This is a genomic window from Bradyrhizobium sp. P5_C12 (genome assembly GCF_054049735.1).
Map to the genome: position 1 here is coordinate 1 of NZ_JBFULU010000047.1, position 24,747 is coordinate 24,747.

Consider the following 24,747-nt stretch of genomic DNA (forward strand, 5'->3'; position numbering starts at 1 on the left):
CCGCAAGCCCGGCTCGCGACACGTGACGACACAAGATCGCCCCTCAAGGTCAAGCCGGGATGGGCGACACATACGCCATTTCCGAATTTCGGTAAAGTGGAATATTTTTGCGAGCCGGGATTGACACCCGACCGAAACAGCAACTCGACGGCCAAGGCGGGCGAAGCCTATCGAAACGCTCCGGTTATGAAGCACACACCGCGATATCCGGCTTACTTCCTGCGCATCGTCCCGGACCGACAATCGAATCGGGCCACAGGCCGATCCATCTGCCAGAGCTCCACGTCGCGGCCGTCGACAAGTCTTTCCGCGGAGCTGATCGCGGCTTCATCGTCGATGCAATCCAGGTGGATCATTCTAATTGGACGATCGTGGAATCCCACGATCAATGCACGATAGGCGGACATTTTGGTCTCCATGCAAGGCGCGATGGCGCGCGCGGGCCGAAGAATGGCGCTGACCGTATTTAAATGCGATGGGGAGCACATCGCCTGTTTCTAGGCGCGGCATAAGTGACCGCGAGTGCGCAGTACGTGCCAGTCCTATGCCGATCCTATGCCATCGCGATCGTGCCAATCTCGAAATCATACGGCATCCGTCGCCATATCCGCTCCGTCGCGCAAGCTCGCGCGGCGGAGCGAACTGGTGGAATGATGTCGAATTCAGAAGTCAACGACCGGATCATTGATCCGATGATGGCAATCGCGAACTGTTCGACGCGGCAGCGTATCATCGTGGTCGGCACAAAGAGCATGGAATTGATGATGCAGTTGCATCGTCGCGGATATCTGCTGGCGGCGGCGGCAGGCAATTGCGGCCTCCCGGCAGCTCAATACGAAGTCGCGCTGGTGGATTGGCGGCGGCGCACGCTTCATGCGCTCGATGCGGCAATGGATTGGCTCGACGATTTCCTGAGCCCTCGCGCCGTGCTGGTGATCTGGCTCGATGCRCAGAAGGCAGCGGCGAAGGACTCTCTTCGTGCCGCAGTGACGAAGCACGGCTTCGTCGTCCTGGAGGGCGCCGAGCATCCATGCGGCAGCGTGCTGCTGGCGCGGCGTTCGCAGGCCTTCCCCGTTCAGCAGGCGGCGTGAGCGCCAGCCACCGCCCGCGGCAGCAACGCAAACAGAACTCTTCAGGGATTTATCCGATGCCGACATCGAAGATACGACGTGTTGTCATTCGCGAGTGGATGGCTCTTGCGCCCGAGCAACGACGGTCCGCCGAGCAGGCGGTCGCCTTTGCGCGACGCGCCATCGAAAGACATAGCCTGCCGCGCCGACGGCGAACGCCGCATGCCGCGATGATGGCATGGTTGAAGCCGCGCACCGGGCGGCCCTGAAACCGGCCAAATGCTTGAGCGCGATGGTGGCGAGGGCAATTGTGTGCACTGCCACCGCAATACGGCGGCGGCTGCCTAAGATTGCAGACAGCAATTCCACACGCTATACGCTCAGGGGATTGAGATAACTCAACGCATAATATCGGGGGGCGAAATGAACAAGTTGATGATTGCTGCCGCGGTGGCGGTTCTCGGACTATCGACCGCCAAGGCGGCTCCACTTTACGAATGCGGCGGCGATCCGGCCTGCCAGGCCAAGCGTGACAGCATGTCTCGCGCCACATATGACCGAAACATCAACCGCTGCCTCACCTCCGCCGGTGCCACGCGCGAGCAATGGCGCGCGCACGCAGTGCCGAAACCTGCTGCCGACAAAGTCCGCGCCTGCCTCGCCGCCAACGGCTAGCATCGGCAGCAACCTACCCGCCAAAATCCCGCGGCGTGAATGGCAGGTCCATCACCTTCCATTCCCCGTACTTGTCGGCCGGCAGCATCCTGTAGGGCTGGCAGGCCTGGAGCGCGCTCGTCGCGGACTTCACGAGGGCCACGCCCTTCGCTGATGGCGGGGCTTCGATCAGGATCGGCGGGCGCAGCAGCGTGCCGTCGGTGGCGAGCACCGCGCGCAGCTTGATGCGCACGCTGTCGGTCGGCTCGACCCCGGCCGGCAGTTTTGCGCAGCTCTTCAAGTGCCGGCGCAGCTCGGCGATGATTTCGGGCGGAAGCTTGGCGGCGATCGAGTCCTTGGCGTCGCCGCCGTCGTCCTTGGGCGCGTCCTTCGGCTCGGGCGGCAATTCCGGCGGAAGGCCCAGCATGACGCCGTATTTGACGGTGACGTCGGGCTCGGGCGCCTGATAGGCCGGCGGCGCAGCCTCCCGCTGCGGCATCGCTTGTGGCGGCTGCGGCGCCGGCTGAGGCTGCTGCAGCGACTGAGGCTGCGGCGCCGGCTGAGGCTGCAATTGCGGCAGCGGCTGCTGCGGCGGCAGCTGCGATGGCTGCGGCTGGGGTTGCGAAGGCTGTGGCTGCTGAGGCTGTGGCTGCTGAGGCTGCGACTGCGCATTTGCCTCATGTTGCTTTGGCGCCTGTGAGGGTTGTGGCTGCGGCTGCTTCTGCTGTTGCGGTTCGGGTGGTGCCTGCTGCTGCTGCGATGATTGCGACGCGGCCTGTTGCTTGGCCTTCGCCGCCGCATCCGCCTTGTCGGTAAGATCGAGCTTCGGCAGCTTCAGGTCGGGGGGCGGCTCCGGCGCCTTCTTGGCCTCTTCCTTGGCCTTTTCCTCGGCTTTGGCCTCCTCCTGCTTCACCTGCTCCGGCGTGACGATGTCGACCGACACCGTTTCGGGCGCTGCGGGGTGAAACGGATGGACCTCGCTGATCAGGATGATCAGCCCCACCAGCGCCAGATGCGCGATCGCCGACGCTGCAACGTCCGTCCGTATGATCTTCCGCAGTTCCATCGCCCGATCTTGGGTTGCCGCCCTGCTCCTAAAGCGCGATGAGGTCAGGATCAACCGTCATCGCGCTTCAGGCTCTCGTTTGAGCATGATCTTATCGGAAAACCGCTTCGCACTTTTCCGGATCATGCTGGGCCTACGGCAGCCCGCCCTCAATCCCATTTCGGCGCGAAGCCGAAATCCATCAGCCGTCCCTTCGGACTGGCCAGCGCCGAGATCCGCGCCATCTCGTCGTCCGACAGCTCGAAATCGAAAATCTCGATGTTTTCCGACAGACGTTCGATGCGCGAGGTCCGCGGGATCGCGGAAACATTCTGTTGCACCAGCCAGCGCAGGCAGATTTGCGCCGGCGTCTTGCGATGGGCGCGCCCGAGCTCGACCAACGTCTGGTCGTTCTTGATGCGGCCCTTGGCGATCGGGCTGTAGGCGACCAGCGCCAGCCCATGCCGGTCGCACGCCGCCCGCACCTTGGCCTGGTCGAGATAGGGGTGAAATTCGACCTGATTGCAGGCGAGCGGCTCCGGGCACAGCGCGACCGCCTGTTCGATCAGCGCCACCGTGAAGTTGGAGACGCCGATGTGGTGCGTCAGGCCCATGCGCTTGGCATGCGCCAGCGCGCCCAGCGTCTCCGCCAGCGGCACGTGCGAATTGGGCCAGTGCAGCAGCAGGAGATCGACGCAGGGAAGCCGCATCCGGACGAGGCTCTCCTTGACCGAGCGCTCGAGATCGTGGGGCGCGAAATGGTTGGTCCAGACCTTGGTGGTGAGGAAGATGTCGTCGCGGCGCACGCCCGAGGACCGCAGGCCGTCGCCGACCTCGCGCTCGTTGTCATAGACCTGCGCGGTATCGATGTGGCGATAGCCGAACCGCAGCGCCTGCTCGACCACGCGCGCGCAGGTGCGCCCGCTCAACTCCCAGGTCCCGAGTCCGATCGCCGGTATCCGTGCGCTGTTGGCCTCGACGAACAGCATGAGGAATCCTCTCTGTCGCAGTCGCCCCCAGGCGCATTATGGACCCGGCCAGCCACAGTGCCAACGGAAGCCGCTACAGCCGGACCGGGTTATTCAGCGCAATGCTAACGGGAGGTTGGCGTCAGGCCTTGCCGTCAAGCCTTAAACGTCAAGCTTTGGCAAGCGCCTGGAACACCGTCTCCGGTGCGTGCGCGATCACCGCGAGCAGCGCGCGGGCCGGCCCGCGGGGGGCGCGCTTGCCCTGCTCCCAGTTGCGGATGGTCTCGACGGGCACCCCCAATTTGGCGGCGAACTCCATCTGGGTGAGGCAGGCGCGACGGCGCAGGTCGCGCACCGCGAGCGAACCTGATTCAGCCGGCGTGGCAGCGCTCGCGGGCTGGAGCGGACACTCCTGCCCGTCCCGCAATTCGACGATCCGCCCGTCCGCCTTCAGCCGCAACCGCATGCTCATTCCCCCAAGCGCGGGCGATGATGCGGCAGGTCGCTTAAGTTCGGATTAAAGATGATGGCTGTCAGTCCGTAGCCCGGATGGAGCGCAGCGCAATCCGGGGCGCCTCTCGTACCGAAGCAGCGGTCCCGGATTACGCTTGCGCTCCATCCGGGCTACGAATTCCAACGCGCTGCCTACCTCAACCCGAACCAGAGCGTCGCGATGCCGAGGAAGGAGAAGAAGCCGACGACGTCGGTCACGGTGGTGACGAACGTGCCGGAGGCCACCGCCGGATCGGCCCGCACCCGCTCGAGCGCCATCGGAATCAAGATGCCGCCGAGCGCGCCGGCGACGAGGTTGCAGATGATCGCGAGCCCGATGACGATGCCGAGGCCCGGGATCCTGAACCAGACCACCGCCGCAATCCCGGTGATCACGGCGAAGGCGAGGCCGTTGACGAGGCCGACCGTGGCCTCGCGCATCACCACGCGCCAGGCATTGGAGGAGCCGAGCTCGCGGGTGGCGAGCGCGCGCACCGCGACTGTCATGGTCTGGGTCGCGGCGTTGCCGCCCTGGCTCGCCACGATCGGCGCCAGCACGGCCAGCGCCACCATCTTCTCGAGCTGGCCCTCGAACAGGCCGAGCACGGAGGACGCGAGGAAGGCGGTGGCGAGATTGACCAGCAGCCAGTTGAACCGCGCCCGCGCGATGGTGAACACGGTGTCGGAGAGTTCTTCGTCGCTGTTGACACCGCCGAGCGCCTTGAGGTCCTCGTCCGCCTCTTCCTCGATCACGTCGACGACGTCGTCCACGGTGATGACGCCGACGAGGCGATCCTGGGTGTCGAGCACGGGGGCGGCGACGAGATTGTACTTGCCGAACATTCGCGCCACCTCCTCCTGGTCCTCCAGGACGGAGACGCGGCGGCGATCCTCGTCGGTCAGCTCGGCGAGCGGCACCGGACGGCGGGCGCGGAGCAGCACGTCGAGCGGGATCGCGCCCTGCCAGTGCTGGTCCTTGTCGACGACGTAGATCTCGTAGAAGCGGTCGGGCAGATCCGGCGTCTCGCGCATGTAGTCGATCGCCTGGCCCACGGTGAAATCCTGCGGCACCGCGATGAACTCGGTCTGCATCCGCCGGCCGGCGGAATTTTCCGGATAAAGCAGGCTGCGCTCGAGCGCGACGCGCTCTTGCAGCGGCAGCTTCTCGAGGATCTCCTCCTGATCGGCCTCGTCGAGGGTCTCGAGCAGCTCGACCGCGTCGTCGGATTCGAGCTCGCGGACGCCCTCGGCGACGGTCTCCGGCGGCAGCTCCTCGAGGATCTCCTCGCGCACGCCCTCGTCGAGCTCGTTCAGCGCCGAGAAGTCGAAATCGCGCCCGGTGAGCTCGACCAGGCGGACACGGTCGTCGGGCTCCAGAGCCCCGATCAGATCGCCGAGATCGGCCTCGTGCAGCTCGGCGACGCAGGCGCGCAGCGCGGCGCTGTCGCCGGCCTCGATCGCATGCGCGATCTCCTCGACGAATTCGTGACGAATTTCGCCGTCTTCATTGCGCATCGGAACGTGGTCGAGTACCGAGGCCTCGGCGGAAGGGGCACCGTCCATATGTTCGTCCATAGGGCGCCTCGCCGTTTGACAGGTTGGATCGGGTGGTCTGGGCTGACGGTCAGGCAATACCCACAAGCGAACTGCGAGCGCAATGACAAAGATGCTTCGACTGAGGTGGACCTCGGTGTCGGCGGGCGCGGTCCTCGCCGCGCTCATCGGCATCGCCTCGACTGAAGCCGCCGACTGCCCGCGCAAGGATGCACTCGGCACCTCGCGCCTGCTGAGCGTCGATGCCAAGACCACGCCCCGCGTCGGACTGAAGAGCTTTCCGCAGACATTGCCGCTCGCCGATCACGAGGTCGTGCTGACCTTCGACGACGGCCCGCATCCGCCGACCACCTCGAAGGTGCTGACGGCGCTGGCGCAGGAATGCGTGCGCGCGACCTTCTTCCTGATCGGCCTGCACGCCTCCGCGCATCCCGACATGGTCAAGCGCATCGCCCGCGAGGGCCACAGCATCGGCCACCACACCTGGTCGCATCCGTTCATGGCGCGGATCCCGTTCGACAAGGCGAAGAACGAGATCGACCGCGGGATCGCGGCCGACGAGATGGCGCTGCACGGCACCTCGACGACGACGCCGTCGACGCCGTTCTTCCGCTTCCCCTATTTCGAGGCGACGCAGGCCGAACTCGACCTGCTCCAGTCGCGCGGCATCGTCGTGTTCGGGGCCGATCTGTGGGCCAGCGACTGGAACGAGATGACGCCGGAGCAGGAATTGAAGCTCGTCACCGAGCGCCTCGCCGCCGCCGGCAAGGGCATCATCCTGTTCCATGATCCCAAGGCGCGCACCGCCGCGATCATGCCGGCCTTCCTGCGGTATTTGCGGGACAACGGCTACCGCGTCGTTCACGTCGTGCCGGCGGGCGCGGCGCAGAAGAACGCCGCCACGCGTTGATGCCGGAATGTCACGCCGGCGCAAAATGGGGTGATTTGAGCCCCATTAACGATCTGTTCATGCTACCCCATGCAAAGATGGATGAGGCCTTTCAGGGGAAGGAACTTGGCGCCTGAACCGTTGCCCGGGCGTCTCCGACCTACCATGGCGGCAACTGCATATGAAGGCAGACGGAGTTGATGATCGGAAGTAGCGTTGTTGTTCGGACGCGATCGTGGATCGTCCTCTGCTTCTCCGGCTTCCTGGGCTTGCTGACCGCCGCTTCGCCGGCGGCGCTTGCTGCGGATTGCCCCGGCCATCCGGACGCGCTCGGCACCTCGCGCACCCTCGTCGTCGACCCGCACGAACATCCGCGCATCGGCACCATGCAGTACCGCGAGACGCTGCCGCTGAAGGACCATGAAGTGGTCCTGACCTTCGACGACGGTCCGCTGCCGAAATATTCGAATCAGGTGCTTCAGATCCTCGCCGACGAGTGCATCAAGGCGACCTTCTTCATCATCGGCAGCCAGGCCAAGGCGAACCCCGAGGGCGTACGCAAGCTGGTCGCCGCCGGGCACACCGTCGGCACCCACAGCATGAACCATCCGCTGACGTTCGACCGGATGCCGATCGAGAAGTCCGAGGCCGAGATCAACGGCGGCATCGAATGGACGTCGGCCGCGATGACCGATCCGTCCAAGCTCGCGCCGTTCTTCCGGATTCCCGGCCTGATGCGCGCCGATGGCGTCGAGAACCTTCTGATCTCGCGCGGCATCCAGGTCTGGAGCGCCGACTTCCCGGCCGACGACTGGCGCCACGTGTCATCCGACCGGGTCTATCAGCTTGCAATCCAGCGGCTGGAGGCCAAGGGCAAGGGCATCCTGCTGCTGCACGACATCCAGGCCCGCACCGTGGCGGCGCTGCCGAAGATCATCCGCGACCTCAAGGCGCGCGGCTATCGCATCGTGCATGTGGTGCCCGCGACGGCCGACCGGCCGGCGACGCCGACCACGCCGGTGGAATGGCTGCTGCATCCGCCGTCGGAGACGACGCCGATCGCGCGCTGGCCGGCGGTGCCCAATTTTGTCTACACCGAGACCAGAACGCTTCCGGCACCGAGCCTCGCCGATCTCAACGCGCAGCCGGCGCATCGGCCGCTGTTGCCGCGCCGGACCCTGGCCCAGGCGAATGTCGCGGCCACCCTGCCCGTCCCCGATCGCGACCTCTACGCCATTCCGGAAGGCTCGCTCGAGGTTCTGCTGTCCACGACGCTGACGCGGCGCGCTGCGACGCGATTGGCCGTGGCGGCCGAGACGCCTCATCCGGCCAAGCGCAAGGTCGCCAAGTTGCCGGTGCGCCGCACGGCGCATGCCGCGCATGGCGCAGCCAAGCACGCCGCGGAGGCCGCCAGCGCCGCGCCGCGTCCGACCCGCGTGGCCAGCCTGAAGAAACGCGCGCAGTAGGCCTTTACTGCCGCATGATGTTGGCGACGCAGAGCAGCACGATCAGCGCCAGGAAGAACAGGTCCATATAGGACTTCAGCTCGCCGTCACGGCGCAGCCGGGCAACGTCGGCCACCACCTGCTTGCGCGCGTTGGTTCCGCCGCTCCCGTCATTGATGGGCCCCTGGAGCCGCCGCGTCTCGCCCTCGAGCTTCTCGATCTTCTGGAAGAAGTAGAACGAGCGCAGCGTCGAGGCCGCACGCATGGCGCTGTAGACCAGCACCAGGATCGCGAGCATCGCCCGGTTCGGATATTTCTCCATGAAGTTCAGGCTGAAATACACCATCGCCAGGAACGCGAAGTTGGTCAGGAAGCGGTAGGCGATGCTTAGAAAGGCCATGCTGGCTCCAGCCTTGAGCGCAACCAGATCGTGTTGCGAATTCGGGGATATGGGGCGCAGACCGGAACAGCCGGCCTGGATGCCGCGCAGGCCCATCTACGCCAATTGTGTTGCGGCAAAGATAAGATCGCCCGCGCGCGGGCGCCTTTTAGCCACACTCGGCCACAATGCAAGCGCGCGGCGAGCCCGCCCGTCCCACACGCCCGCCCCCGCGACGGCTCAATGGAGATTCGGCGGAAGCCGCGATAGACTGTCACCGCTATTCGCATGCGGGGTCTGCCGATGCCGAAGAAGGGAATCACCGGCCACGACGACTGGGTTTTGACCGAGGCGCTCGCGACCGCGCTGGTTGCGCTCGAACAGCTCGAGCCGAAGCACCAGCCGAGCGCGCATATGGACGACATCCGGAAGATGCTTGCGAACGGCAAGGAGCCGGCGGCGGTGAGCCTGCACCTCGCCCAGGCCAAATGCCGTCTGTTCCCGGAGACAGATCCGCTTGAGATCTACAAGGAATACGGCATCGGCGAGGAATATGGATGAACGGGCCGGCGCCCGTGCTGGCTCGGCTGGCGTAGATCAGGATGTCGAGGCTGGTGCGCTCGGAGGGCGGCCGCATTTGCTGCGATTTCAATGGCTTGCGGAAACGGGCAAAGCGGTTAGGTGCATTTCGCCTTGCGGGACTTCCCCGCGCAGCGTAACTTTCAACTACACGTAGCTCATTCGAAAGCAATCTATCGGGTTCGGCCTAGCGGGAGAGAGCGATGGCAGATGTCCCATGGCACCTTTCCGGTGACTATTTCGAAAATTGCAGTTGCAGCATCGTGTGTCCCTGCCTCGTGTCGGCGGCCCCGCCGTTGACCTCGCGACCGACCGAGGGCTTTTGCAACGTACCGCTGATCTTCCACGTCGAGAGTGGCCGCTATGGCGACATCGCGCTCGATGGACTCAATGTCCTGGTTATCCTCCACGCACCTGGGGTCATGGCAGACGGAGATTGGTCGGTGGCCGCCTACATCGATCAGCGCGCTGATGATGCGCAGACCGAGGCCCTAGCTGCGATCTTCACCGGCACCGCCGGTGGACCTATGGCCGCGTTCACACCGCTGATCAGCAAGAACCTCGGGGTGCGCAAGGTCCCGATCGCATTCCGGATCGACGGCAAGACGCGGTCCGCGGAAATCCCGGGTATCCTGCACATGTCCGTCGATCCGTTGCCGACCATGCATCCGAGCGGGGAAATGTGGACGAACATCGGCCACCCGGTCAGCCCCGACAGGATGGTGTTGGCAGTCGGCGCCGCCGGCAATACGTTCAGCGATCACGGCATGCGCTGGGACAATTCCGGCAAGAACGGCCTCTATGCGCCAATCCGCTGGTCGAACCAGGCTTGATGCAACTCCTGACACCGACCCTGCGACGAGGCCGGCAACGTCAATCGCGAATGACCGACAGCGCCCTGGAAACCGTGCTGCGGCGCGATCGCTGGGTCGTCGGCGGCGCAATCGGCATCATTGTCGCGCTGGCATGGAGCTATGTGCTCTGGCTCGCCAACGACATGGACATGGGCGGCATGGACATGACCGGGCTCCGCATGATCCCGGCCGGGATCGGCATCATGCTGCCGGCCAACGAACCATGGCGAGCGATCGAGTTCGCGTATGTGTTGCTGATGTGGGCCGTGATGATGATCGGAATGATGGCACCCTCGGCAGCGCCCATGATCCTCATATACGCCCGCGTGGGTCGGCAGGGCAAAGCGCAGGGCAAGCCGTTCGCCGCGACCGGCTGGTTTGCGGCCGGTTATCTCCTCGCCTGGGGCGGCTTTTCGCTGGCAGCAACCCTACTCCAATGGGCGATCGAGCGGGCAGTCCTGCTGGATTCCCGGATGACGATCGCCAGCAATCTGCTCAGTGCAGTCGTGCTGATCGCGGCGGGACTCTATCAATGGACACCGCTCAAGAACGTCTGTCTCACCCAATGCCAGTCGCCATTTCTGTTCCTGATGCGCCACGGCGGCTTTCGCGACGACCTGCGAGGCTGCCTGCTGCTGGGGCTTCGCCACGGAGGCTATTGTGTCGGCTGCTGCTGGGTTTTGATGGCGCTTTTGTTCGTAGGCGGGGTGATGAACGTGCTTTGGATTGCGCTTTTGGCCCTGCTCGTCCTGTTGGAGAAACTTACGCCGGTCGGACGATGGATCGCGCGTGCTGCCGGCATTGCATGTGTGGCCGCGGGCGCCTGGCTGCTGGTGTTCTTGCCGCAGTGATGAGCAACCTGCTTGCGGTCCGGCACTCTGCCGGCCGCCGACCGCTCGCAGGGACTAAGAACAATCACTTGAATGTTCGTATGAATTTCAGCTGAGCCGCAAAACGGCTTGACGCCGACGCGGACAACGAATGTAATGTTATAACATTACATCTTTGGTCCCAATGCCCGATCCCACACGTCGTCGCCGTATCCCCCTGAAAAGGCTCTTCGACCTCCATGCAAAAACTCCCCGTCACCGTCTTGTCCGGCTTCCTCGGGGCTGGAAAGACCACTTTGCTGAACCACGTCCTGAACAACCGGCACGGCCTGAAGGTGGCGGTGATCGTCAACGACATGAGCGAGGTGAACATCGATGCGGATTTGGTCCGCGATGGCGGTGCGAACCTGTCCCGGACCGATGAGAAGCTCGTCGAGATGACCAACGGCTGCATCTGCTGCACGCTGCGCGATGATCTCCTGAAGGAGGTGCGCGCCCTCGCCGAAAACGGCCGCTTCGATTATCTGCTGATCGAATCGACCGGCATTTCCGAACCGCTTCCGGTCGCAGCGACCTTCGATTTTCGTTCCGAGGACGGCGATAGCCTCTCCGACGTGGCACGTCTCGACACCATGGTCACCGTGGTCGATGCCGTGAACCTGCTCAAGGATTACGCGTCGACCGATTTTCTCGCACAACGCGGCGAAGCGCTGGAGAACGACCAGCGCACGCTGGTCGATCTGCTCGTGGAGCAGATCGAGTTCGCCGACGTGATCGTTCTCAACAAAATCGATGACGCATCGCCGGCGCAGCGCGAGGCGGCACGACAAATCATCCGCGCGCTCAATCCGGACGCGGACCTCGTCGAAGCCAACCACAGCCAGGTGGCTTTCGATCGCATTCTTGACACCGGCCGCTTTGACTTCGAAAAGGCACAGCAGCATCCGCTCTGGTACAAGGAGCTTTACGGCTTTGCGGATCATGTGCCGGAGATCGAAGAGTACGGCGTGACGAACTTCGTCTATCGCGCGCGCCGGCCGTTCGATCCTGCCAAGTTCGACAAGTTCATCAAGGAGCCGTGGCCCGGCGTCATTCGCGCCAAGGGACATTTCTGGCTGGCCACACGCCCGCACTGGCTTGGTGAGATCAGCCAGGCTGGTTCGATCACGCGCACCCAGGCCCTTGGTGCGTGGTGGGCGAGCGTGCCGGCGGAACGATGGCCGGATGATCCGTTCTGGCGGAAGCAGTTGCGTGCGAACTGGAACGAGATCTATGGCGATCGCCGCCAGGAGATCGTGTTCATCGGCATCGGAATGGATGAGGGCTCGCTCCGCGCCTGGCTGGATGCATGCCTGGTGGCGGGGCAACCCGCCATGAACGTCGCGGAATGGGCGAAGCTCGCAGACCCGTTTCCGGTCTGGCGGCGCGCCGATGAAGCCGCCTAGGCGGGAGCGCGCATGGACAACATCATCCGATTCGTTCCGAAATCCGAGCTCGAGCGGGCGCGCCTGATCCGCGAGGCGCGCGCGATCTATGACAGCATATTCCCACCGGTCGCTGTGGCCGGCGGGCAAGCTGATGATGGGCCCGGGCGAGAGACCCAAGCGTACCCTTCGGGTCACACTCCCTCCCGAAAATCCGCGGTCGAGAACGACTGACGAAATCCCTGGCTGCCGAACGGCTGGGGTGATGGACGCGCGCACAACATCCATCACCGCGCGAGGCGGCTGCAAAAATCCAATCAAAACAACGGCAAGGTGATGCTGGTGCGCTCGGAGGGACTCGAACCCCCACGATTTTACTCACTGCCACCTCAAGGCAGCGCGTCTACCAGTTCCGCCACGAGCGCTTTGGGGATGCCGGCTTGAGGCTTGAGGGCCGGCCGGATCAACGGCGCCGATCTAACAAATCCATCAGAGGGGTACAAGCCTGCAAAGGCCCCGAATTCCACAAGCTTGGGAAGAAAGTTCCTGCCCTCCCGGCTGCCGGGCCGCTACCGCGTGCCCGGGGCCGCTAGCGCGTGCCGGGCGTGCGCGGCAGCATCTGCTTGACCTCGACCGCGATCCGGTTGCGGTCAACCAGCACGACGCCGGAGGCGACCGGCAGATTGTTGGCCAAAACCTTGACCTCGTCGGCCTCGGTTGCGTCCAGCTCGATGATGGCGCCGCGGGAAAGACGTAATACCTGATGGATCGGCATGGTGGTCGTCCCGAGGACGACCATGAGATCCACCGTGACTTTATCGAGAGTGGGCACTTAGCACCGCCGCAACTGGAGACTCTGCATTTGCGCCTGCGATCATCACCACGTTATGGTTAGCCAATGGTTAATAACCTTCAAAACCCTCGCCAAGACCTCGATTTGACGTCGTTTTCCGCCGCAACGGGCGCCCCCGTGGAATGGCGGATTTCGGACGCCCCGGTGCCCTATCCGGAGGCCGTGGCCGCCATGGAGGCACGCGCCGCGGCGATTGCGGACGGCACGGCTCCGGAACTGGTCTGGCTGCTCGAACACCCCCCGCTCTACACCTCCGGCACCTCGGGCAAGGCCTCCGACCTGCTCGATTCCCGCTTTCCCGTCTTCACGACCGGCCGCGGCGGGCAGCTCACCTATCACGGCCCCGGCCAGCGGGTGGCCTATGTCATGCTCGACCTCAAGCGCCGCCGGCCCGACGTGCGGGCCTATGTGGCGAGCCTGGAGGAATTGATCCTGCGCACGCTCGCCGCCTTCAACGTCCGCGGCGAGCGGCGCGAGGACCGGGTCGGTGTCTGGGTGAAGCGGCCCGACAAGGGCTCCGGGCACGAGGACAAGATCGCGGCGATCGGCGTCCGGCTGAAGCGCTGGGTCTCGTTCCACGGCATCGCCATCAATGTCGAGCCGGAGCTTGCGCATTTCGCCGGCATCGTGCCTTGCGGCGTCGCCGACCCCCGCTACGGCGTCACCTCGCTGGTCGACCTCGGCCAGCTCGTGACGATGGCCGATGTCGACATCGCGCTCCGGCAGGCCTTTGAGGAGCTGTTCGGGCCGACAAAGGCGCTGCTGCCGGAAGCGGCGGCTTAAGCCGCCGCGCGGTCCGGGGCGACTTCGAGCTTGCCGGCGATGTAGCGGCGCTCCTGGGTGAGGCCGCCAAAACCGTAGGCGTCGCCCTTGACCTCGTCGACATGCAGATAGGTCTCGGGATGCAGCGGGCCCAGCAGCTCCGCCATGCGCTTGAACATCGCGGCGAGATAGGCGGCCTTCTCGTCCTTGGTGTTGGTGCCCTCGCTGACATGGACGTCGATCCAGTAGCTCGCGAGCCTTTGCTCGGCGAGCGATTTGCCGCCGGCGAACCAGTCACTCGCCTCGACCGATTTCACGATGATGGCGGTGACCTTGGGATCCTTGTGCAGGATCTTTGCGGTGAGCTCGGACACGGCGCTGGCGATATCGGCCTTCAGCGACGGCGACTGGCGGGAGGTGGTGTAGGACACGGTGATCAGGGGCACGGTCGGTCTCCTCAAGATGCTGCGCGGTGTTGCGCGGCGTTGGAGAGAAGCTAGACCTCCCGCCGTCATTTTGGTATCTTATCGCTATTTATACCAGTGATAACCATTCATAATGAACACCACCCTCGACATCGCCACCGTTCAGGCCTTCCTGCTGGTCGCAGACCTCCAGAGCTTTACCCGCGCCGCCGAGGCGCTCGGCACGACGCAGGCGGCCGTCAGCCTGAAGCTGCAACGGCTGGAGACGCTGCTCGGAAGACGCCTCGTCGAGCGCTCGCCGCGCGCGGTCCGGCTCACCGCCGACGGCGCCAGCTTCCTCGACCGCGCCCGCGCACTGATGGAGGCGCATGACCGCGCGTTGTCGGGCGAGACATCGACTGCGCAGTCACTCTCGCTTGGCATCTCCGACCATGCCGCAGGATCTGAACTGGTGCCGCTGCTCGAACGCCTGCATGCGATGTCCGCAAACCTCACGCTCGCCGTCACCATCGGCTTCTCGCGCGAGATGCAGGACGCCTATGACGCGGGCGAGCTCGACGCGGTGATCGTTCGCCAGGAAGGCAGCCGCCGCGGGGGCGAGAAACTGGCCGAAGACGAATTCGGCTGGTTCGCGGCACGACGTTTCACCCTGCCGAAGGGCGAAGCGCTGCCGCTTGCGACGCTCGCCCCGCCGTGCGGTGTCCGTGCCATCGCCGTGCGCGCGCTCGACAAGGCCGGCATCACCTGGCGCGAGCGCTTTGTCGGCGGCGGCGTCACGGCGGTGGTCGCCGCCGCGCTCGCGGGACTCGCGATCGCGCCGCTGGCGCGACGGATCGCGCCTCCCGGGCTTGTCGACATCGGCCCTGCGCACAGGCTGCCAAAGCTCGGCAGCTCAAAGGTGATGCTACATTCGAAGGTCAGTGATCCCGCAAAACTCGCGGCGCTGCGCACGGTGGCGGCGACGTTTCGGAGCGTGGCGGCCGCCTAGCCAAACCACTGACCTTCGTCCCCAGCATATCTGCCAGCGACGAACCAATAGACAAGTCCAGCAGCACCGCCGGCGAGAACAAACGAGGCGCCAAACGAGCCGACAAGCTGGAACAGAAGCGCGCAAAACAGCGAGCCGATCGCGGCGCCCGAAGTCGCGTAGAATAGCAGCGACCTAATGCGCATCCGTTCGGCGAGCCAGATCACTGCGCCAGCCGGAAACCCCGTTAACGCGCAGACGATAATCAACGTCAGCGGCAGCACGAAGATGAGCATCGATGCGATGCCGACCAGCTGCCCGGCACTATTCATGGCTCCAATGAGGGCGGCCAGCATGATTGCATGCAGGACCGCGGTTGCGGTCACGCATGAGCGAAACCAACCTTTCAGAGCGCGAGGACATTCAGCGCAGGACATGCCACCACCTCACAGAATCGCCTCGAACGCGCTGCGCAGCGTCTCGTGCCGGAACACGAAGCCGCGGCTCAGCGCCTTGTTCGGCAGCACGCGCTGACCGCCGAGCAGAAGCTCGTCGGCAAAGCCGCCGCCGATCCGGCGCAGCAAACCGCCGGGAATGCGGAACACGGCGGGCCGATGCAGACGGCGGCCGAGCTCCTCGGTGAACTTTGCATTGGTGACGGGAATCGGCGCGGTGGCGTTGACGGGGCCGGCGAGATCGGGCGTCGCCATCACATAGGCGATCAGACGGATCAGATCGTCGCGCTCGATCCAGGACATCCACTGCCGGCCCGTGCCCAGCGGTCCGCCCAGGCCGAACTCGAACGGCGTCAGCATGCGCGTGATGAAGCCTCCTTCCGTGCCCAGCACGAGGCCGATGCGCAGGTAAACAACGCGAACGCCGAGCTCCTCCGCCGGCCGCGCCGCGGTCTCCCAGGCATCGCACAGCTCGTGGCTGAAGCAGGCGTGCGACTTCGCCGATTCCGTCAGCACCTGGTCGGCCCACAGGCCGTACCAGCCGATCGCGGAGCCGCTGACGAGCACATCCGGCTTGCGGTCGAGCCGCGCGATCAGCTTCACGACCTCGCCGGTCATACCGATCCGCGAGGTGAGAATCGCGCTGCGCTTCGCTGCGGTCCACAGGCCGTTGCCGATCGGCTCGCCGGCGAGATTGACGATGGCGTCGATGCGCGTGTCGGCCGGAATCTGATCGAGGCTCGTGATCAACGTGACCGGCGGCGGGAGCATCTCCGCTTTCGCGGGATTGCGGATGAGCGCAATGACCTGATGCCCTGCCCCGCTGAGGCTCGCCGCGAGGCGGCTGCCGATAAAGCCGGTGGCACCGGTGATCAGCACGGTGTTGCGGCCTGCCAGTTTCTCGACGAGATCGCGCGCCGGCACGCTCCTCATACGGGCGAGCCGGCGCACCGCCGCAAAATCCCTGATGCCGCACAGCGCCGCGCCGACCGCGCAAGCGGTTGCCGCGATGCTGAGCAGGCCCTGATATGAGACCATCACACCGAGCGGCTGCATCGCCCAATCGATCAGCACCGGCAGCAGCAGCACCAGGATGGCGCCGTAGTTGATCGCGAGCAGCGTGTGATTGATACGCTCGCTCGGCGGCAGTTTCCGGCTCAGATCCTCCTCGACGAAATCCATCAGCGTGATGACGATCTCGGCGACCAGCACTGCCATGATGAGGAGCGATAGCACGCCATAAACCTCGAGCCAGCCGAGCACCAGGAACAGCAGCGCATAAAACATGTTGCGCACACCGTGCAGCTTCAGCTCGAAACGCTGTGACGGGCGCCAGGCCAGGCGCTCGGTGAATTCATGGTGATAGAACGTGTCGAACACGCCCATCACGATCTGGACGGCGATGAGGCTCCACAGCAGTGGCGTCATGATACGGCCTCCCTGAACACGACAGACTGGTGGATCAGCGCGCCGTAACGCGGGTGAGTGACATCGAGGGTGAAGCGGAACGCGCCCTCGCCGAGATCGCGATGCGTCACMGTGAGATCGCCCGGCGTGAGCCATTGCGGCAGCGGAATCCACAAGGCTCCGAACTGGAGGCCGTAAGCAACGCTGCGGAAAGTCAGCGCCTGGTCCTCGACCGCGATGCGGAGCGCCATCGAGACGCCGAAGCCGACATATTCTTCGAGCCCGGTCGGGCCTGCAAACCGCTTGGCGGAGTGGATGACCTGCGGAAAGCCGCGCTTCCGCGCGCAGATGCGCGTCCAGGTCTGGCCACCGCTCGCAGCGTCCTCCGTGACCGTGACGATCATGGGCACGCCGGTGTCGCGGCCGGTCGGCAATGGGCCGCCGATCAGACGCGCGACTTGCGCGAACCACCAACCGATCTCGCTGAAGCCGACCTCATCGACGACGCCGACATAGACGACACTGTCACCGTCGGCGACGCGTTTCGAAAACCGCCGCCAGGTCGCGAGCGGCAGCCGGCCCCAATCCTCGTCCGACAGCAGCGCACGGAAGCGGCGGTCGTCGAGCAGCCTGGTGTGAGCGGGGTGAGATGCGTGGGAGCCTGATAATCTCTCTGACGTCATCGCACCCTCCTATGGTCTATTTGGCCTTGCCCAGCGGCAGCAGGTTGGCGATCTTCTCGCCAAGCCGCATCAAGGCGACCAGCCGCGGCCGCGGCACTTTCAGCATCTGCATGAACCAGTGGTCGGCGAGCTCGGTGAAGGCGAGCATCTCCTTCAGCCGCTTGCTCGCAACCGGACTGACGGCCGGATCGGCGGCTGCGTCGGACACGCAGGCCCGTAGCGCAGCGACCGCCGGATCGAGCTCCCGCTCCTTGCGCCGCGCCGCGATCCGCGCCGCGATCTCCCAGATGTCGGTCTCGGCCTCGTAATGGTCGCGGCGGTCGCCGAGGATCGGCACCCGGCGGATCAGGTTCCAGGCGAGCAGCTCCTTGATCGAGTTGGAGACGTTGGAGCGCGCCATGCCAAGCGTGTCGGCGATGTCCTCGGCGGTCATCGGCGCCTCGGCGAGATAGAGCAACCCGTGGATCTGGCTGACCGAGCGATTGACGCCCCACCCGTCTCCCATGTCGCCCCAATGCAGGATGAAGCGCTCGACGGCAGCGGGAAGTTTCTTCTTTCCGGTTATTTCTGTCATGACAGAAATATCTGATGACCCCGATCCACTGTCAAGCCGTCCCGCAACCATTTTGCGGCTGCATACTGTTGACGAGATTTGCCTAAAAATATCCCAGAGCGCGGGAACAATCCCTATTTTGCCGCGTTTGCACGGGTCGAGGCGGGGTCCCGTAATGGTAAAAAAGTCCAATCAACAGAGAGACTTGTTCGAGAGCGAACGCAGTTTCCGGCTGTTGGTCGAAGGAGTTGCGGACTACGCCCTGTACATGCTCGATCCCTCCGGGACCATCACGAGCTGGAACATCGGCGGCGAGCGTATCAAGGGCTATTCGCCCGAGGAGATCCTCGGACAGCATTTTTCCCGCTTCTACACCGAGACCGACCGGGCCAACGGCAAGCCCGCCCGCGCGCTCGGCATCGCCCGGGAGAAGGGCCGCTACGAGGAGGAAGGCTGGCGCGTCCGCAAGGATGGCACCTTCTTCTGGGCAAGCGTGGTGATCGATCCGATCTACGAGGACGACGATCTGGTCGGCTTCGCCAAGATCACACGCGACATCACCGAGCGTCGCAACGCGCAGCTCAGGCTCGACGCGATGCAGAAGCAGCTCGCCGAGTCGCAGAAGTTCGACGCGCTCGGCCAGCTCACCGGCGGCGTCGCGCACGACTTCAACAACCTCCTGATGATCATCAGCGGCAGCCTTCACGTCCTGAAGAAGGGCACCGCCGACGAGGCCAAGCTTGAGCGCGCGATCTCCGCGATCGAGACCGCGACCAGGCGCGGCGCCGCATTGACCAACCAACTGCTGACCTTCGCGCGGCGGCAGAGCGTCAATCCGCAGGCGATCGATTTCGCCGACCGGATCGCGGCGATCCGCGATGTGCTCGATGCCGGCGTCGGCAGCTCGGTGCGCCTCGCCTTCGACGTCGGCCGCGGTGTCTGGCCGATCAGGACCGATGCCGCCGAGCTCGAGACGGCGCTGCTCAACCTCGTCATCAACGCCCGCGATGCGATGCCGGACGGCGGCACGGTGACGATCGGCGCCCGCAACGTCGTGCTGGACGAGCCGTTCCTGACCGGCGAATTCGTGGCGATCGACGTCGCCGACACCGGCCTCGGCATTCCCTCCGACGTGCTCGACAGGATTTTCGATCCGTTCTTCACCACCAAGCCGATCGGCAAGGGCACCGGTCTCGGCCTCTCCCAGGTGCACGGCTTTACCCATCAGGCCGGTGGCACGGTGAAGGTCGCAAGCGAGCTCGGCAAGGGCACGACCTTCACCATCCTCCTGCCGCGCGGACTGAACGCGCCGTCGCGCGAGATGCCGGACGTGGATTCATTCCGCGGCAGCGGCACGGTGCTGCTAGTCGAGGACAACCCGGAGGTCGCCATTGTCAGCATTGGCCTGCTGGAGCAGCTCGGCTACCACGTCCGCCGGGTCGCCGACGCCGAAGCCGCCTTGCGCGAGATCGAGACCAACGGCGTCGACTTCGTATTCTCGGACATCGTCATGCCCGGCAAGATGGACGGACTGAGCCTCGCCCATCAGCTGCGCCAGATCCGCCCGGGCCTGCCGATCCTGCTCGCCACCGGCTACAGCGAGGCCGCCGCCGACGTGCGCGGCGATTTCCCGATCCTGCGCAAACCCTACGAGATCCACGAGCTGAGCGAAGCGATCGCGAAGCTGCCGCGGTGATTGTTTCACCTCTCCCCGCTTGCGGGGAGAGGTCGGATCGCTCTTGCGATCCGGGTGAGGGGGTACAGGTCTCGCGGCAGTCTCATGCGCGGAGAGAAGCCCCTCTCCCCGTAAGAACGGGGCGAGGGAGCGCACCGCCTGCGCGGCAAGAGCTCCACTCCGTCTACGTCACACCGTCGGCAACACCGAGAACGTCTCCCCTGCCCGGCGCAAATTCAGCTCGTCCACGCTTGCAGTTTCGCTGGTGACGCTGTCCACGCGCGACGACGGCGGGCCGTGGCGGCACAGTGCGACCATTTCGGCGACATGCTGTGGCGCGCCCGCGAACAGCGCCTCGACGCTGCCGTCGCGGCGGTTGCGGACCCAGCCTTCCAACCCGCTCGTCATCGCCTGATATTCGACCCAGGCACGATAGCCGACGCCCTGCACGCGGCCGCGGATCATGACCTGGAGGATCGCCCGGCTCATTTCTTCAGTCCGAGGACATCGGCGCTGCGTGCCTTGACGTCGGCCTCGCGCATGATGCGGTTGGTCAGTTCGGACGATGCGAGACCCCTCAGCGCCTTCGGCGCCGTGCCCTCACGCAACGCTTTCAGCGTGTCGTAGACGGCCTGCGTTGCGGCCGCGATCGGCGCGTGGCCCTGGAGCGCGATGCGCACGCGCTGGGTGGCGAGATAGTCGAGCGCGTTCAACTCGTCCGGCGCGCCACCGAGCACGATCGGCAGGCGCGTTGCCGCCGCGATCGCCTCGAGCTCGGCGCGCGACTTGATGCCGGTGAAGAACAGCGCGTCGACGCCGGTGGCCTCATAGGCCTGTGCGCGGCGGATGGCATCGTCGAGCGACGTGATCGAGGCGGCTCCGGTACGGCCCATGATGACGAGCGAGGGATCGCTGCGGCCGCTGAGCGCCGCCTCCATCTTGCCGACGCCCTCCTCCAGCGAGATCAATTGCGTCTTTGCCTCGCCAAAGGCGGCCGGCAGCAGCGTGTCCTCGATGGTGAGACCGGCCGCCCCCGCCGTCTCCAGCTCCTGCACCGTGCGGCGCACGTTGAGCGCGTTGCCATAGCCGTGGTCGGCATCGACCAGCACCGGCAATGCGGCGGCGCGCGACATCCGCCGCATCTGCTCGGCGAGCTCGGTGAGCGTGATCAGCGTAATGTCGGGATCGCCGAGCACGGCGAGCGAGGCGACAGAGCCGCCGAACATGCCGAGCGGAAAGCCGAGATCCGCGGCGATACGGATCGAGATCGCGTCGTACACGGAGCCGGGATGGATGCAGGCTTGCCCCGACAGGATCGAACGCAGTTTTTCGCGGCGGGAACGGAAGGCCATGGCGATTTCTCGATCAATACGAATTGCAACCCTGCCGTCGTCCTGGCTTTCGCCAGGACGACATTGAGCCGCTTACGCAAACTCCAAAATCAGCGCGTCCACCGCCAGCGTGGCGCCTGCACTGGCGTGGACCTTCTTCACCGTGCCGTCCTGCTCGGCGCGCAGCACGTTCTGCATCTTCATGGCTTCGACCACCGCAAGCGTCTCGCCGGCCTTGACCTCCTGCCCTTCGGTCACCGCGATCGAGACGATGAGCCCGGGCATCGGGCAGAGCAGCTTCTTGCCGGTATCGGAGGCCGTCGTCACCGGCATCAGCCGCGCCGAGGCCGCTTCCGCTTCGGTCCAGACATAGACCGGCACCTCGACGCCCTGATGCGCAAGACGGATGCCGTTGGCGATCGGCCGCGTCTGCACCGCGACGAAATGGCCGTCGATGGTGCCTTGCCAGACCGGATCGCCCGGCTTCCACGGCGATTGCAACAGATGCGCGTTGCCGACCTTGCCCTCGGCGTCGATGAAACGAATTGCGATGGCCTCGCCCTCGCGCGCGACCTCGAGCAATATCTCCTGACGGTCGAGCCAGACTGCGCGGCGGCGCTCGCGCTGCACGACGCGGCCGCCCATCTGCCCCGAGATCTGCCGCTTGCGCTCACCCAGCACGTGATCGATGGCGGCGCCGACCGCGGCGATGCGCCGTGCGACCTCGCCCTCGGGCACGCGCACCGCAAATCCCTTGGGGAATTCCTCGGCGATGAATCCGGTCGAGAGCCGGCCCTCGCGCCAGCGCGGATGATGCATCAGGGCCGATAGGAACGGGATGTTGTGCCGGATGCCGTCGACATAGAACGAATCCAGCGCGGTCGCCTGCGCCTCGATGGCCGCGGCGCGCGACGGCGCATGCGTGACGAGCTTGGCGATCATCGGATCGTAATGGATCGAGATCTCGCCGCCCTCCTGCACGCCGGTGTCGTTGCGCACCGTGATGCCGTCCTGGCTCGCTTCCGCCGGCGGCCGGTATTTCACCAGGCGCCCGATCGAAGGCAGGAAATTGCGGAACGGATCTTCGGCGTAGAGACGCGACTCGACGGCCCAGCCGGTGAGCGTGACGTCCTTCTGGGTGATGCCGAGCTTTTCGCCCGCGGCCACGCGGATCATCTGCTCGACGAGGTCGATGCCGGTGACGAGCTCGGTGACGGGGTGCTCGACCTGGAGGCGCGTGTTCATCTCCAGGAAGAAGAAGCTCTTGTCCTGGCCGGCGACGAACTCGACGGTGCCGGCGGAGTCGTAGTTCACGGCCTTGGCCAGCGCGACCGCCTGCTCGCCCATCTTGCGGCGCGTGGCTTCATCGAGCAGCGGCGACGGCGCCTCCTCGATGACCTTCTGGTTGCGGCGCTGGATCGAGCATTCGCGCTCGCCGAGATAGATGACGTTGCCGTGCTTGTCGCCCAGCACCTGGATCTCGATGTGGCGGGGATCGACAATGAATTTCTCGACGAAGACGCGGTCGTCGCCGAACGAGGCCTTGGCCTCGGCCTTGGCGAGATTGAAGCCCTCGGCGACCTCGGCCTTCGAATGCGCGATGCGCATGCCCTTGCCGCCGCCGCCGGCCGAGGCCTTGATCATCACGGGATAGCCGATCTCGTCGGAGATCCGCACCGCGTGCCTGTCGTCCTCGATGACGCCGAGATGGCCCGGCACGGTCGAGACTTTTGCTTTCGCGGCCGCCTTCTTGGATTCGATCTTGTCGCCCATCGCCGCGATCGCGCCCGGGTTGGGGCCGATGAAGACGATGCCGGCCGCCTCCAGCGCGCGCGGAAACGCCTCGCGCTCGGACAGGAAGCCGTAGCCGGGGTGCACGGCCTCAGCGCCGGTCTTGCGGCAGGCATCCACGATCTTCTCGATCACCAGATAGCTCTCGGCCGCCGCGGGCGGGCCGATCAGCACGGCCTCGTCGGCCATCTCGACATGGAGGGCGTCGCGGTCGGCCTCGGAATAGACCGCGACCGTCTGAACTCCCATGCGGCGAGCGGTCTTGATGACCCGGCAGGCGATTTCGCCGCGATTGGCGATCAGAATGCGTTTGAACATGCTTTTCTTGAATCTCGACCTTGGGCGGGACCCTTCCCTGGCCGTTGGGGCCTATGGGGACGGGCCGTGTGGCTCCCGTGGTACATCAAAATAGGGCGGAGGCAACGGTCAAAATCCGCGCCCCTGGCGTACCAGGCGGACGCCAAAACCCACTCCCGCGGCGCCTGCGAACCCGCGACCGCCCCGCTACGGTGCCTTGGCCTTGGCCACGTCCCGGACCAGACCGTGAATGAAGCCCAGTTTTTCGACCACCGCGGGCGACAGGATGAAGGGATAGAGGTCGTGCAGCCCCATGGCGCGGTTGACGCTGTTCATGGCGAAGGTGAAGGGCAGCCATGCATTGACCAGCGCCTCGACGTCCCTGGCCTCGTAGGGGTTGAAACGTATCCGGGTCGACAACTCTCCGTCGCGGTCGACCCGCGGCCGCACCTGCATGCCGAACTCCGAGGCCATCTCCAGGGTGTCGACGATGTGGAGATAATGCGCCCAGGTCTCGGCGAAGTCTTCCCAGGGATGCGTGGTGGCGTAGGCCGAGACGTAGTTCTGCTGCCAGTCCGGCGGCGCGCCTTCGGCATAATGGCGCTGCAAGGCCTGGCCGTAATCGGCGGAATCGTCGCCGAACACCGCGCGGCATTCATCCAGCCTGCCACCCTCGCGCACCAGCACGTCCCAGAAATAGTGTCCGACCTCGTGGCGGAAATGCCCGAGCAGCGTGCGGTAAGGCTCGCCCATCTCCAGCCTGCGCCGTTCGCGCTCGATGCCGTCGGTCTCGGTGAGCGCGATCGTGATCAGGCCGTTGTCATGGCCGGTCATGATCTTCCGCCCGCTGTTCGGATCGTCGGCGAGGAAATTGAAGATCAGCCCGTGCGCGGGATTCTCCTGCCGGGTCTGGAGCGGCAGCTTCCAGCGGATCAGGGAATAGAACAGCCGCAGCTTCGCCCCCTCGAGCTCGCGCCAGCCCGCGAGCTGAACGGGATCGGACAGGTCCGGCACCATGCCGTTATGGCGGCAGGCGCGGCAATAGCCGTTGCCGTCGTCCGGGTCGGTCAGCCAGTTGCAGGCGTCGTACTCGGCATTCCGGCACAGCATCCGCCCCTTGCCCTTGTCGGCCAGCGTGGCCCAGGCTTCGCCGTCAGCCTCGCCATCGGGCTCGAGCGCCGACATCGTCTCCTTCTCCGGCAGGAAGGCGACCCGATGGCCGCAACGTTCGCAGGCGCGATTCTCGAAATAGAGGACGTTGCCGCAGGCCTGGCAGACAAAGAGCTTCAAGATTTAGCCTCTTCTGAAAGAGAGTATCAGGAAAACACGTTCGGCGCCTCGCACAGACGTGTCCGCGGGCCGATC

At 65.2% G+C, this 24,747-nt stretch carries 28 protein-coding genes and 1 tRNA gene; 13 read left to right on the top strand and 16 right to left on the bottom strand.

Going from position 1 to position 24,747, the window contains the following annotated elements; all coding sequences use genetic code 11:
• The 3 genes from ACXJMY_RS30525 to ACXJMY_RS30535 all read left to right on the top strand — a co-directional run.
• Positions 1 to 399, top strand: a 399-nt coding sequence (locus ACXJMY_RS30525) for a hypothetical protein (RefSeq protein WP_456623055.1), incomplete at its 5' end; no start/stop codon positions are given.
• A gap of 113 nt (positions 400 to 512) precedes the next feature.
• Positions 513 to 1,091, top strand: coding sequence for a hypothetical protein (locus ACXJMY_RS30530; RefSeq protein ID WP_456623056.1), 579 nt, complete (start codon positions 513 to 515; stop codon positions 1,089 to 1,091).
• Between the two features lie 402 nt (positions 1,092 to 1,493).
• Entirely contained in the window at positions 1,494 to 1,745 is a 252-nt protein-coding gene (locus tag ACXJMY_RS30535) for a hypothetical protein (RefSeq protein WP_456623057.1), read from the top strand.
• A gap of 13 nt (positions 1,746 to 1,758) precedes the next feature.
• Here the strand turns inward: ACXJMY_RS30535 and ACXJMY_RS30540 are convergent, their stop codons facing one another.
• The 4 genes from ACXJMY_RS30540 to mgtE all read right to left on the bottom strand — a co-directional run bounded on the left by ACXJMY_RS30540 (position 1,759) and on the right by mgtE (position 5,804).
• Positions 1,759 to 2,790 (bottom strand): hypothetical protein, encoded by a 1,032-nt coding sequence (locus ACXJMY_RS30540; RefSeq protein WP_456623058.1) that lies wholly within the window; start codon positions 2,788 to 2,790, stop codon positions 1,759 to 1,761.
• Between the two features lie 149 nt (positions 2,791 to 2,939).
• Positions 2,940 to 3,758, bottom strand: a complete 819-nt coding sequence (locus ACXJMY_RS30545; RefSeq protein WP_456623059.1) for an aldo/keto reductase — start codon at positions 3,756 to 3,758, stop codon at positions 2,940 to 2,942.
• 148 nt (positions 3,759 to 3,906) lie between these two features.
• Positions 3,907 to 4,209 carry a helix-turn-helix domain-containing protein gene (locus ACXJMY_RS30550; protein ID WP_456623060.1) on the bottom strand — a complete coding sequence of 101 codons (303 nt, stop codon included), beginning with the start codon at positions 4,207 to 4,209 and terminating at the stop codon, positions 3,907 to 3,909.
• Between the two features lie 173 nt (positions 4,210 to 4,382).
• Positions 4,383 to 5,804: a magnesium transporter gene (gene mgtE, locus ACXJMY_RS30555; RefSeq protein WP_456623061.1), complete on the bottom strand. Its 1,422-nt coding sequence runs from the start codon at positions 5,802 to 5,804 to the stop codon at positions 4,383 to 4,385.
• A gap of 82 nt (positions 5,805 to 5,886) precedes the next feature.
• On the opposite strand from mgtE, the gene ACXJMY_RS30560 reads away from it, so the two are divergent.
• Both ACXJMY_RS30560 and ACXJMY_RS30565 read left to right on the top strand, forming a co-directional pair.
• Positions 5,887 to 6,693 (top strand): polysaccharide deacetylase family protein, encoded by an 807-nt coding sequence (locus ACXJMY_RS30560; RefSeq protein ID WP_456623062.1) that lies wholly within the window; start codon positions 5,887 to 5,889, stop codon positions 6,691 to 6,693.
• A 179-nt stretch (positions 6,694 to 6,872) separates the two neighbouring features.
• Entirely contained in the window at positions 6,873 to 8,138 is a 1,266-nt protein-coding gene (locus ACXJMY_RS30565) for a polysaccharide deacetylase family protein (RefSeq protein WP_456623063.1), read from the top strand.
• A gap of 4 nt (positions 8,139 to 8,142) precedes the next feature.
• Here ACXJMY_RS30565 and ACXJMY_RS30570 read toward each other — a convergent pair whose 3' ends face one another.
• Positions 8,143 to 8,517 carry a hypothetical protein gene (locus tag ACXJMY_RS30570; protein ID WP_456623064.1) on the bottom strand — a complete coding sequence of 125 codons (375 nt, stop codon included), beginning with the start codon at positions 8,515 to 8,517 and terminating at the stop codon, positions 8,143 to 8,145.
• 282 nt (positions 8,518 to 8,799) lie between these two features.
• On the opposite strand from ACXJMY_RS30570, the gene ACXJMY_RS30575 reads away from it, so the two are divergent.
• The 5 genes from ACXJMY_RS30575 (at position 8,800) to ACXJMY_RS30595 (ending at position 12,417) form a co-directional block, all read left to right on the top strand.
• Entirely contained in the window at positions 8,800 to 9,057 is a 258-nt protein-coding gene (locus tag ACXJMY_RS30575; RefSeq protein WP_456623065.1) for a hypothetical protein, read from the top strand.
• Positions 9,058 to 9,278: 221 nt separating this feature from the next.
• Entirely contained in the window at positions 9,279 to 9,908 is a 630-nt protein-coding gene (locus ACXJMY_RS30580) for a DUF1326 domain-containing protein (protein ID WP_456623066.1), read from the top strand.
• 50 nt (positions 9,909 to 9,958) lie between these two features.
• Complete coding sequence (locus tag ACXJMY_RS30585; protein ID WP_456623067.1) at positions 9,959 to 10,780, top strand: DUF2182 domain-containing protein; 822 nt, start codon at positions 9,959 to 9,961, stop codon at positions 10,778 to 10,780.
• Positions 10,781 to 10,998: 218 nt separating this feature from the next.
• Positions 10,999 to 12,204: a zinc metallochaperone GTPase ZigA gene (gene zigA, locus ACXJMY_RS30590; protein ID WP_456623068.1), complete on the top strand. Its 1,206-nt coding sequence runs from the start codon at positions 10,999 to 11,001 to the stop codon at positions 12,202 to 12,204.
• A gap of 12 nt (positions 12,205 to 12,216) precedes the next feature.
• Positions 12,217 to 12,417: a hypothetical protein gene (locus ACXJMY_RS30595; protein WP_456623069.1), complete on the top strand. Its 201-nt coding sequence runs from the start codon at positions 12,217 to 12,219 to the stop codon at positions 12,415 to 12,417.
• 106 nt (positions 12,418 to 12,523) lie between these two features.
• Here the strand turns inward: ACXJMY_RS30595 and ACXJMY_RS30600 are convergent.
• Positions 12,524 to 12,608 (bottom strand) — tRNA-Leu (locus ACXJMY_RS30600).
• Between the two features lie 164 nt (positions 12,609 to 12,772).
• Positions 12,773 to 13,015, bottom strand: a complete 243-nt coding sequence (locus ACXJMY_RS30605; RefSeq protein WP_011088012.1) for a FliM/FliN family flagellar motor switch protein — start codon at positions 13,013 to 13,015, stop codon at positions 12,773 to 12,775.
• Positions 13,016 to 13,081: 66 nt separating this feature from the next.
• Here ACXJMY_RS30605 and lipB point away from each other — a divergent pair, with 66 nt between their 5' ends.
• Positions 13,082 to 13,819, top strand: coding sequence for a lipoyl(octanoyl) transferase LipB (gene lipB, locus ACXJMY_RS30610; RefSeq protein WP_456623070.1), 738 nt, complete (start codon positions 13,082 to 13,084; stop codon positions 13,817 to 13,819).
• On the opposite strand, the gene ACXJMY_RS30615 is transcribed toward lipB, so the two are convergent.
• Positions 13,816 to 14,244: a tautomerase family protein gene (locus ACXJMY_RS30615; RefSeq protein ID WP_456623071.1), complete on the bottom strand. Its 429-nt coding sequence runs from the start codon at positions 14,242 to 14,244 to the stop codon at positions 13,816 to 13,818. The two genes, lipB and ACXJMY_RS30615, sit on opposite strands and share 4 nt — an antisense overlap.
• A 112-nt stretch (positions 14,245 to 14,356) precedes the next feature.
• Here ACXJMY_RS30615 and ACXJMY_RS30620 point away from each other — a divergent pair, with 112 nt between their 5' ends.
• Positions 14,357 to 15,211 carry a LysR family transcriptional regulator gene (locus ACXJMY_RS30620; protein ID WP_456623072.1) on the top strand — a complete coding sequence of 285 codons (855 nt, stop codon included), beginning with the start codon at positions 14,357 to 14,359 and terminating at the stop codon, positions 15,209 to 15,211.
• On the opposite strand, the gene ACXJMY_RS30625 is transcribed toward ACXJMY_RS30620, so the two are convergent.
• From ACXJMY_RS30625 to ACXJMY_RS30640, 4 genes are all read right to left on the bottom strand, one after another.
• Positions 15,208 to 15,546, bottom strand: a complete 339-nt coding sequence (locus ACXJMY_RS30625; protein ID WP_456623073.1) for a hypothetical protein — start codon at positions 15,544 to 15,546, stop codon at positions 15,208 to 15,210. The genes ACXJMY_RS30620 and ACXJMY_RS30625 overlap by 4 nt on opposite strands.
• A gap of 90 nt (positions 15,547 to 15,636) precedes the next feature.
• Positions 15,637 to 17,073 carry a TIGR01777 family oxidoreductase gene (locus ACXJMY_RS30630; RefSeq protein ID WP_456623074.1) on the bottom strand — a complete coding sequence of 479 codons (1,437 nt, stop codon included), beginning with the start codon at positions 17,071 to 17,073 and terminating at the stop codon, positions 15,637 to 15,639.
• Entirely contained in the window at positions 17,070 to 17,735 is a 666-nt protein-coding gene (locus ACXJMY_RS30635; RefSeq protein WP_456623075.1) for a DUF4166 domain-containing protein, read from the bottom strand. The genes ACXJMY_RS30630 and ACXJMY_RS30635 overlap by 4 nt, the downstream gene beginning before the upstream one ends.
• A 16-nt stretch (positions 17,736 to 17,751) precedes the next feature.
• A complete protein-coding gene (locus tag ACXJMY_RS30640; protein WP_456623076.1) occupies positions 17,752 to 18,309 on the bottom strand; it encodes a GbsR/MarR family transcriptional regulator in 558 nt (185 codons plus the stop codon).
• A 154-nt stretch (positions 18,310 to 18,463) separates the two neighbouring features.
• Between ACXJMY_RS30640 and ACXJMY_RS30645 the strand changes: the two genes are divergently transcribed.
• Positions 18,464 to 19,984 (top strand): ATP-binding protein, encoded by a 1,521-nt coding sequence (locus tag ACXJMY_RS30645; RefSeq protein ID WP_456623077.1) that lies wholly within the window; start codon positions 18,464 to 18,466, stop codon positions 19,982 to 19,984.
• A 168-nt stretch (positions 19,985 to 20,152) separates the two neighbouring features.
• On the opposite strand, the gene ACXJMY_RS30650 is transcribed toward ACXJMY_RS30645, so the two are convergent.
• From ACXJMY_RS30650 to ACXJMY_RS30665, 4 genes are all read right to left on the bottom strand, one after another.
• The gene (locus ACXJMY_RS30650) at positions 20,153 to 20,452 is read right to left on the bottom strand and encodes an acylphosphatase (protein WP_456623078.1); all 300 of its coding nucleotides are present in this window, start codon (positions 20,450 to 20,452) and stop codon (positions 20,153 to 20,155) included.
• Positions 20,449 to 21,315 carry an isocitrate lyase/PEP mutase family protein gene (locus ACXJMY_RS30655; RefSeq protein ID WP_456623079.1) on the bottom strand — a complete coding sequence of 289 codons (867 nt, stop codon included), beginning with the start codon at positions 21,313 to 21,315 and terminating at the stop codon, positions 20,449 to 20,451. Before ACXJMY_RS30655 ends, ACXJMY_RS30650 begins: the two co-directional genes overlap by 4 nt.
• A 72-nt stretch (positions 21,316 to 21,387) precedes the next feature.
• Complete coding sequence (locus ACXJMY_RS30660) at positions 21,388 to 23,403, bottom strand: acetyl-CoA carboxylase biotin carboxylase subunit (RefSeq protein ID WP_456623080.1); 2,016 nt, start codon at positions 23,401 to 23,403, stop codon at positions 21,388 to 21,390.
• A gap of 186 nt (positions 23,404 to 23,589) precedes the next feature.
• Positions 23,590 to 24,672 carry a zinc-binding metallopeptidase family protein gene (locus ACXJMY_RS30665; protein ID WP_456623081.1) on the bottom strand — a complete coding sequence of 361 codons (1,083 nt, stop codon included), beginning with the start codon at positions 24,670 to 24,672 and terminating at the stop codon, positions 23,590 to 23,592.
• Positions 24,673 to 24,747 lie beyond the last annotated feature (75 nt).

What these genes read in the sequence shown, in the direction of transcription:
- ACXJMY_RS30585 (WP_456623067.1), top strand. Translation starts at nt 9,959, where the DNA reads ATGACCGACAGCGCCCTGGAAACCGTGCTGCGGCGCGATCGCTGGGTC.
- ACXJMY_RS30545 (WP_456623059.1), bottom strand. Translation starts at nt 3,758, where the DNA reads ATGCTGTTCGTCGAGGCCAACAGCGCACGGATACCGGCGATCGGACTC.
- ACXJMY_RS30640 (WP_456623076.1), bottom strand. Translation starts at nt 18,309, where the DNA reads ATGACAGAAATAACCGGAAAGAAGAAACTTCCCGCTGCCGTCGAGCGC.
- lipB (WP_456623070.1), top strand. Translation starts at nt 13,082, where the DNA reads ATGGTTAATAACCTTCAAAACCCTCGCCAAGACCTCGATTTGACGTCG.
- ACXJMY_RS30580 (WP_456623066.1), top strand. Translation starts at nt 9,279, where the DNA reads ATGGCAGATGTCCCATGGCACCTTTCCGGTGACTATTTCGAAAATTGC.
- ACXJMY_RS30630 (WP_456623074.1), bottom strand. Translation starts at nt 17,073, where the DNA reads ATGACGCCACTGCTGTGGAGCCTCATCGCCGTCCAGATCGTGATGGGC.
- ACXJMY_RS30650 (WP_456623078.1), bottom strand. Translation starts at nt 20,452, where the DNA reads ATGAGCCGGGCGATCCTCCAGGTCATGATCCGCGGCCGCGTGCAGGGC.
- ACXJMY_RS30655 (WP_456623079.1), bottom strand. Translation starts at nt 21,315, where the DNA reads ATGGCCTTCCGTTCCCGCCGCGAAAAACTGCGTTCGATCCTGTCGGGG.
- ACXJMY_RS30560 (WP_456623062.1), top strand. Translation starts at nt 5,887, where the DNA reads ATGACAAAGATGCTTCGACTGAGGTGGACCTCGGTGTCGGCGGGCGCG.
- ACXJMY_RS30570 (WP_456623064.1), bottom strand. Translation starts at nt 8,517, where the DNA reads ATGGCCTTTCTAAGCATCGCCTACCGCTTCCTGACCAACTTCGCGTTC.
- ACXJMY_RS30575 (WP_456623065.1), top strand. Translation starts at nt 8,800, where the DNA reads ATGCCGAAGAAGGGAATCACCGGCCACGACGACTGGGTTTTGACCGAG.
- mgtE (WP_456623061.1), bottom strand. Translation starts at nt 5,804, where the DNA reads ATGGACGAACATATGGACGGTGCCCCTTCCGCCGAGGCCTCGGTACTC.
- ACXJMY_RS30660 (WP_456623080.1), bottom strand. Translation starts at nt 23,403, where the DNA reads ATGTTCAAACGCATTCTGATCGCCAATCGCGGCGAAATCGCCTGCCGG.
- ACXJMY_RS30625 (WP_456623073.1), bottom strand. Translation starts at nt 15,546, where the DNA reads ATGCTGGCCGCCCTCATTGGAGCCATGAATAGTGCCGGGCAGCTGGTC.
- ACXJMY_RS30620 (WP_456623072.1), top strand. Translation starts at nt 14,357, where the DNA reads ATGAACACCACCCTCGACATCGCCACCGTTCAGGCCTTCCTGCTGGTC.
- ACXJMY_RS30565 (WP_456623063.1), top strand. Translation starts at nt 6,873, where the DNA reads ATGATCGGAAGTAGCGTTGTTGTTCGGACGCGATCGTGGATCGTCCTC.
- ACXJMY_RS30645 (WP_456623077.1), top strand. Translation starts at nt 18,464, where the DNA reads ATGGTAAAAAAGTCCAATCAACAGAGAGACTTGTTCGAGAGCGAACGC.
- ACXJMY_RS30595 (WP_456623069.1), top strand. Translation starts at nt 12,217, where the DNA reads ATGGACAACATCATCCGATTCGTTCCGAAATCCGAGCTCGAGCGGGCG.
- ACXJMY_RS30540 (WP_456623058.1), bottom strand. Translation starts at nt 2,790, where the DNA reads ATGGAACTGCGGAAGATCATACGGACGGACGTTGCAGCGTCGGCGATC.
- zigA (WP_456623068.1), top strand. Translation starts at nt 10,999, where the DNA reads ATGCAAAAACTCCCCGTCACCGTCTTGTCCGGCTTCCTCGGGGCTGGA.
- ACXJMY_RS30535 (WP_456623057.1), top strand. Translation starts at nt 1,494, where the DNA reads ATGAACAAGTTGATGATTGCTGCCGCGGTGGCGGTTCTCGGACTATCG.
- ACXJMY_RS30550 (WP_456623060.1), bottom strand. Translation starts at nt 4,209, where the DNA reads ATGAGCATGCGGTTGCGGCTGAAGGCGGACGGGCGGATCGTCGAATTG.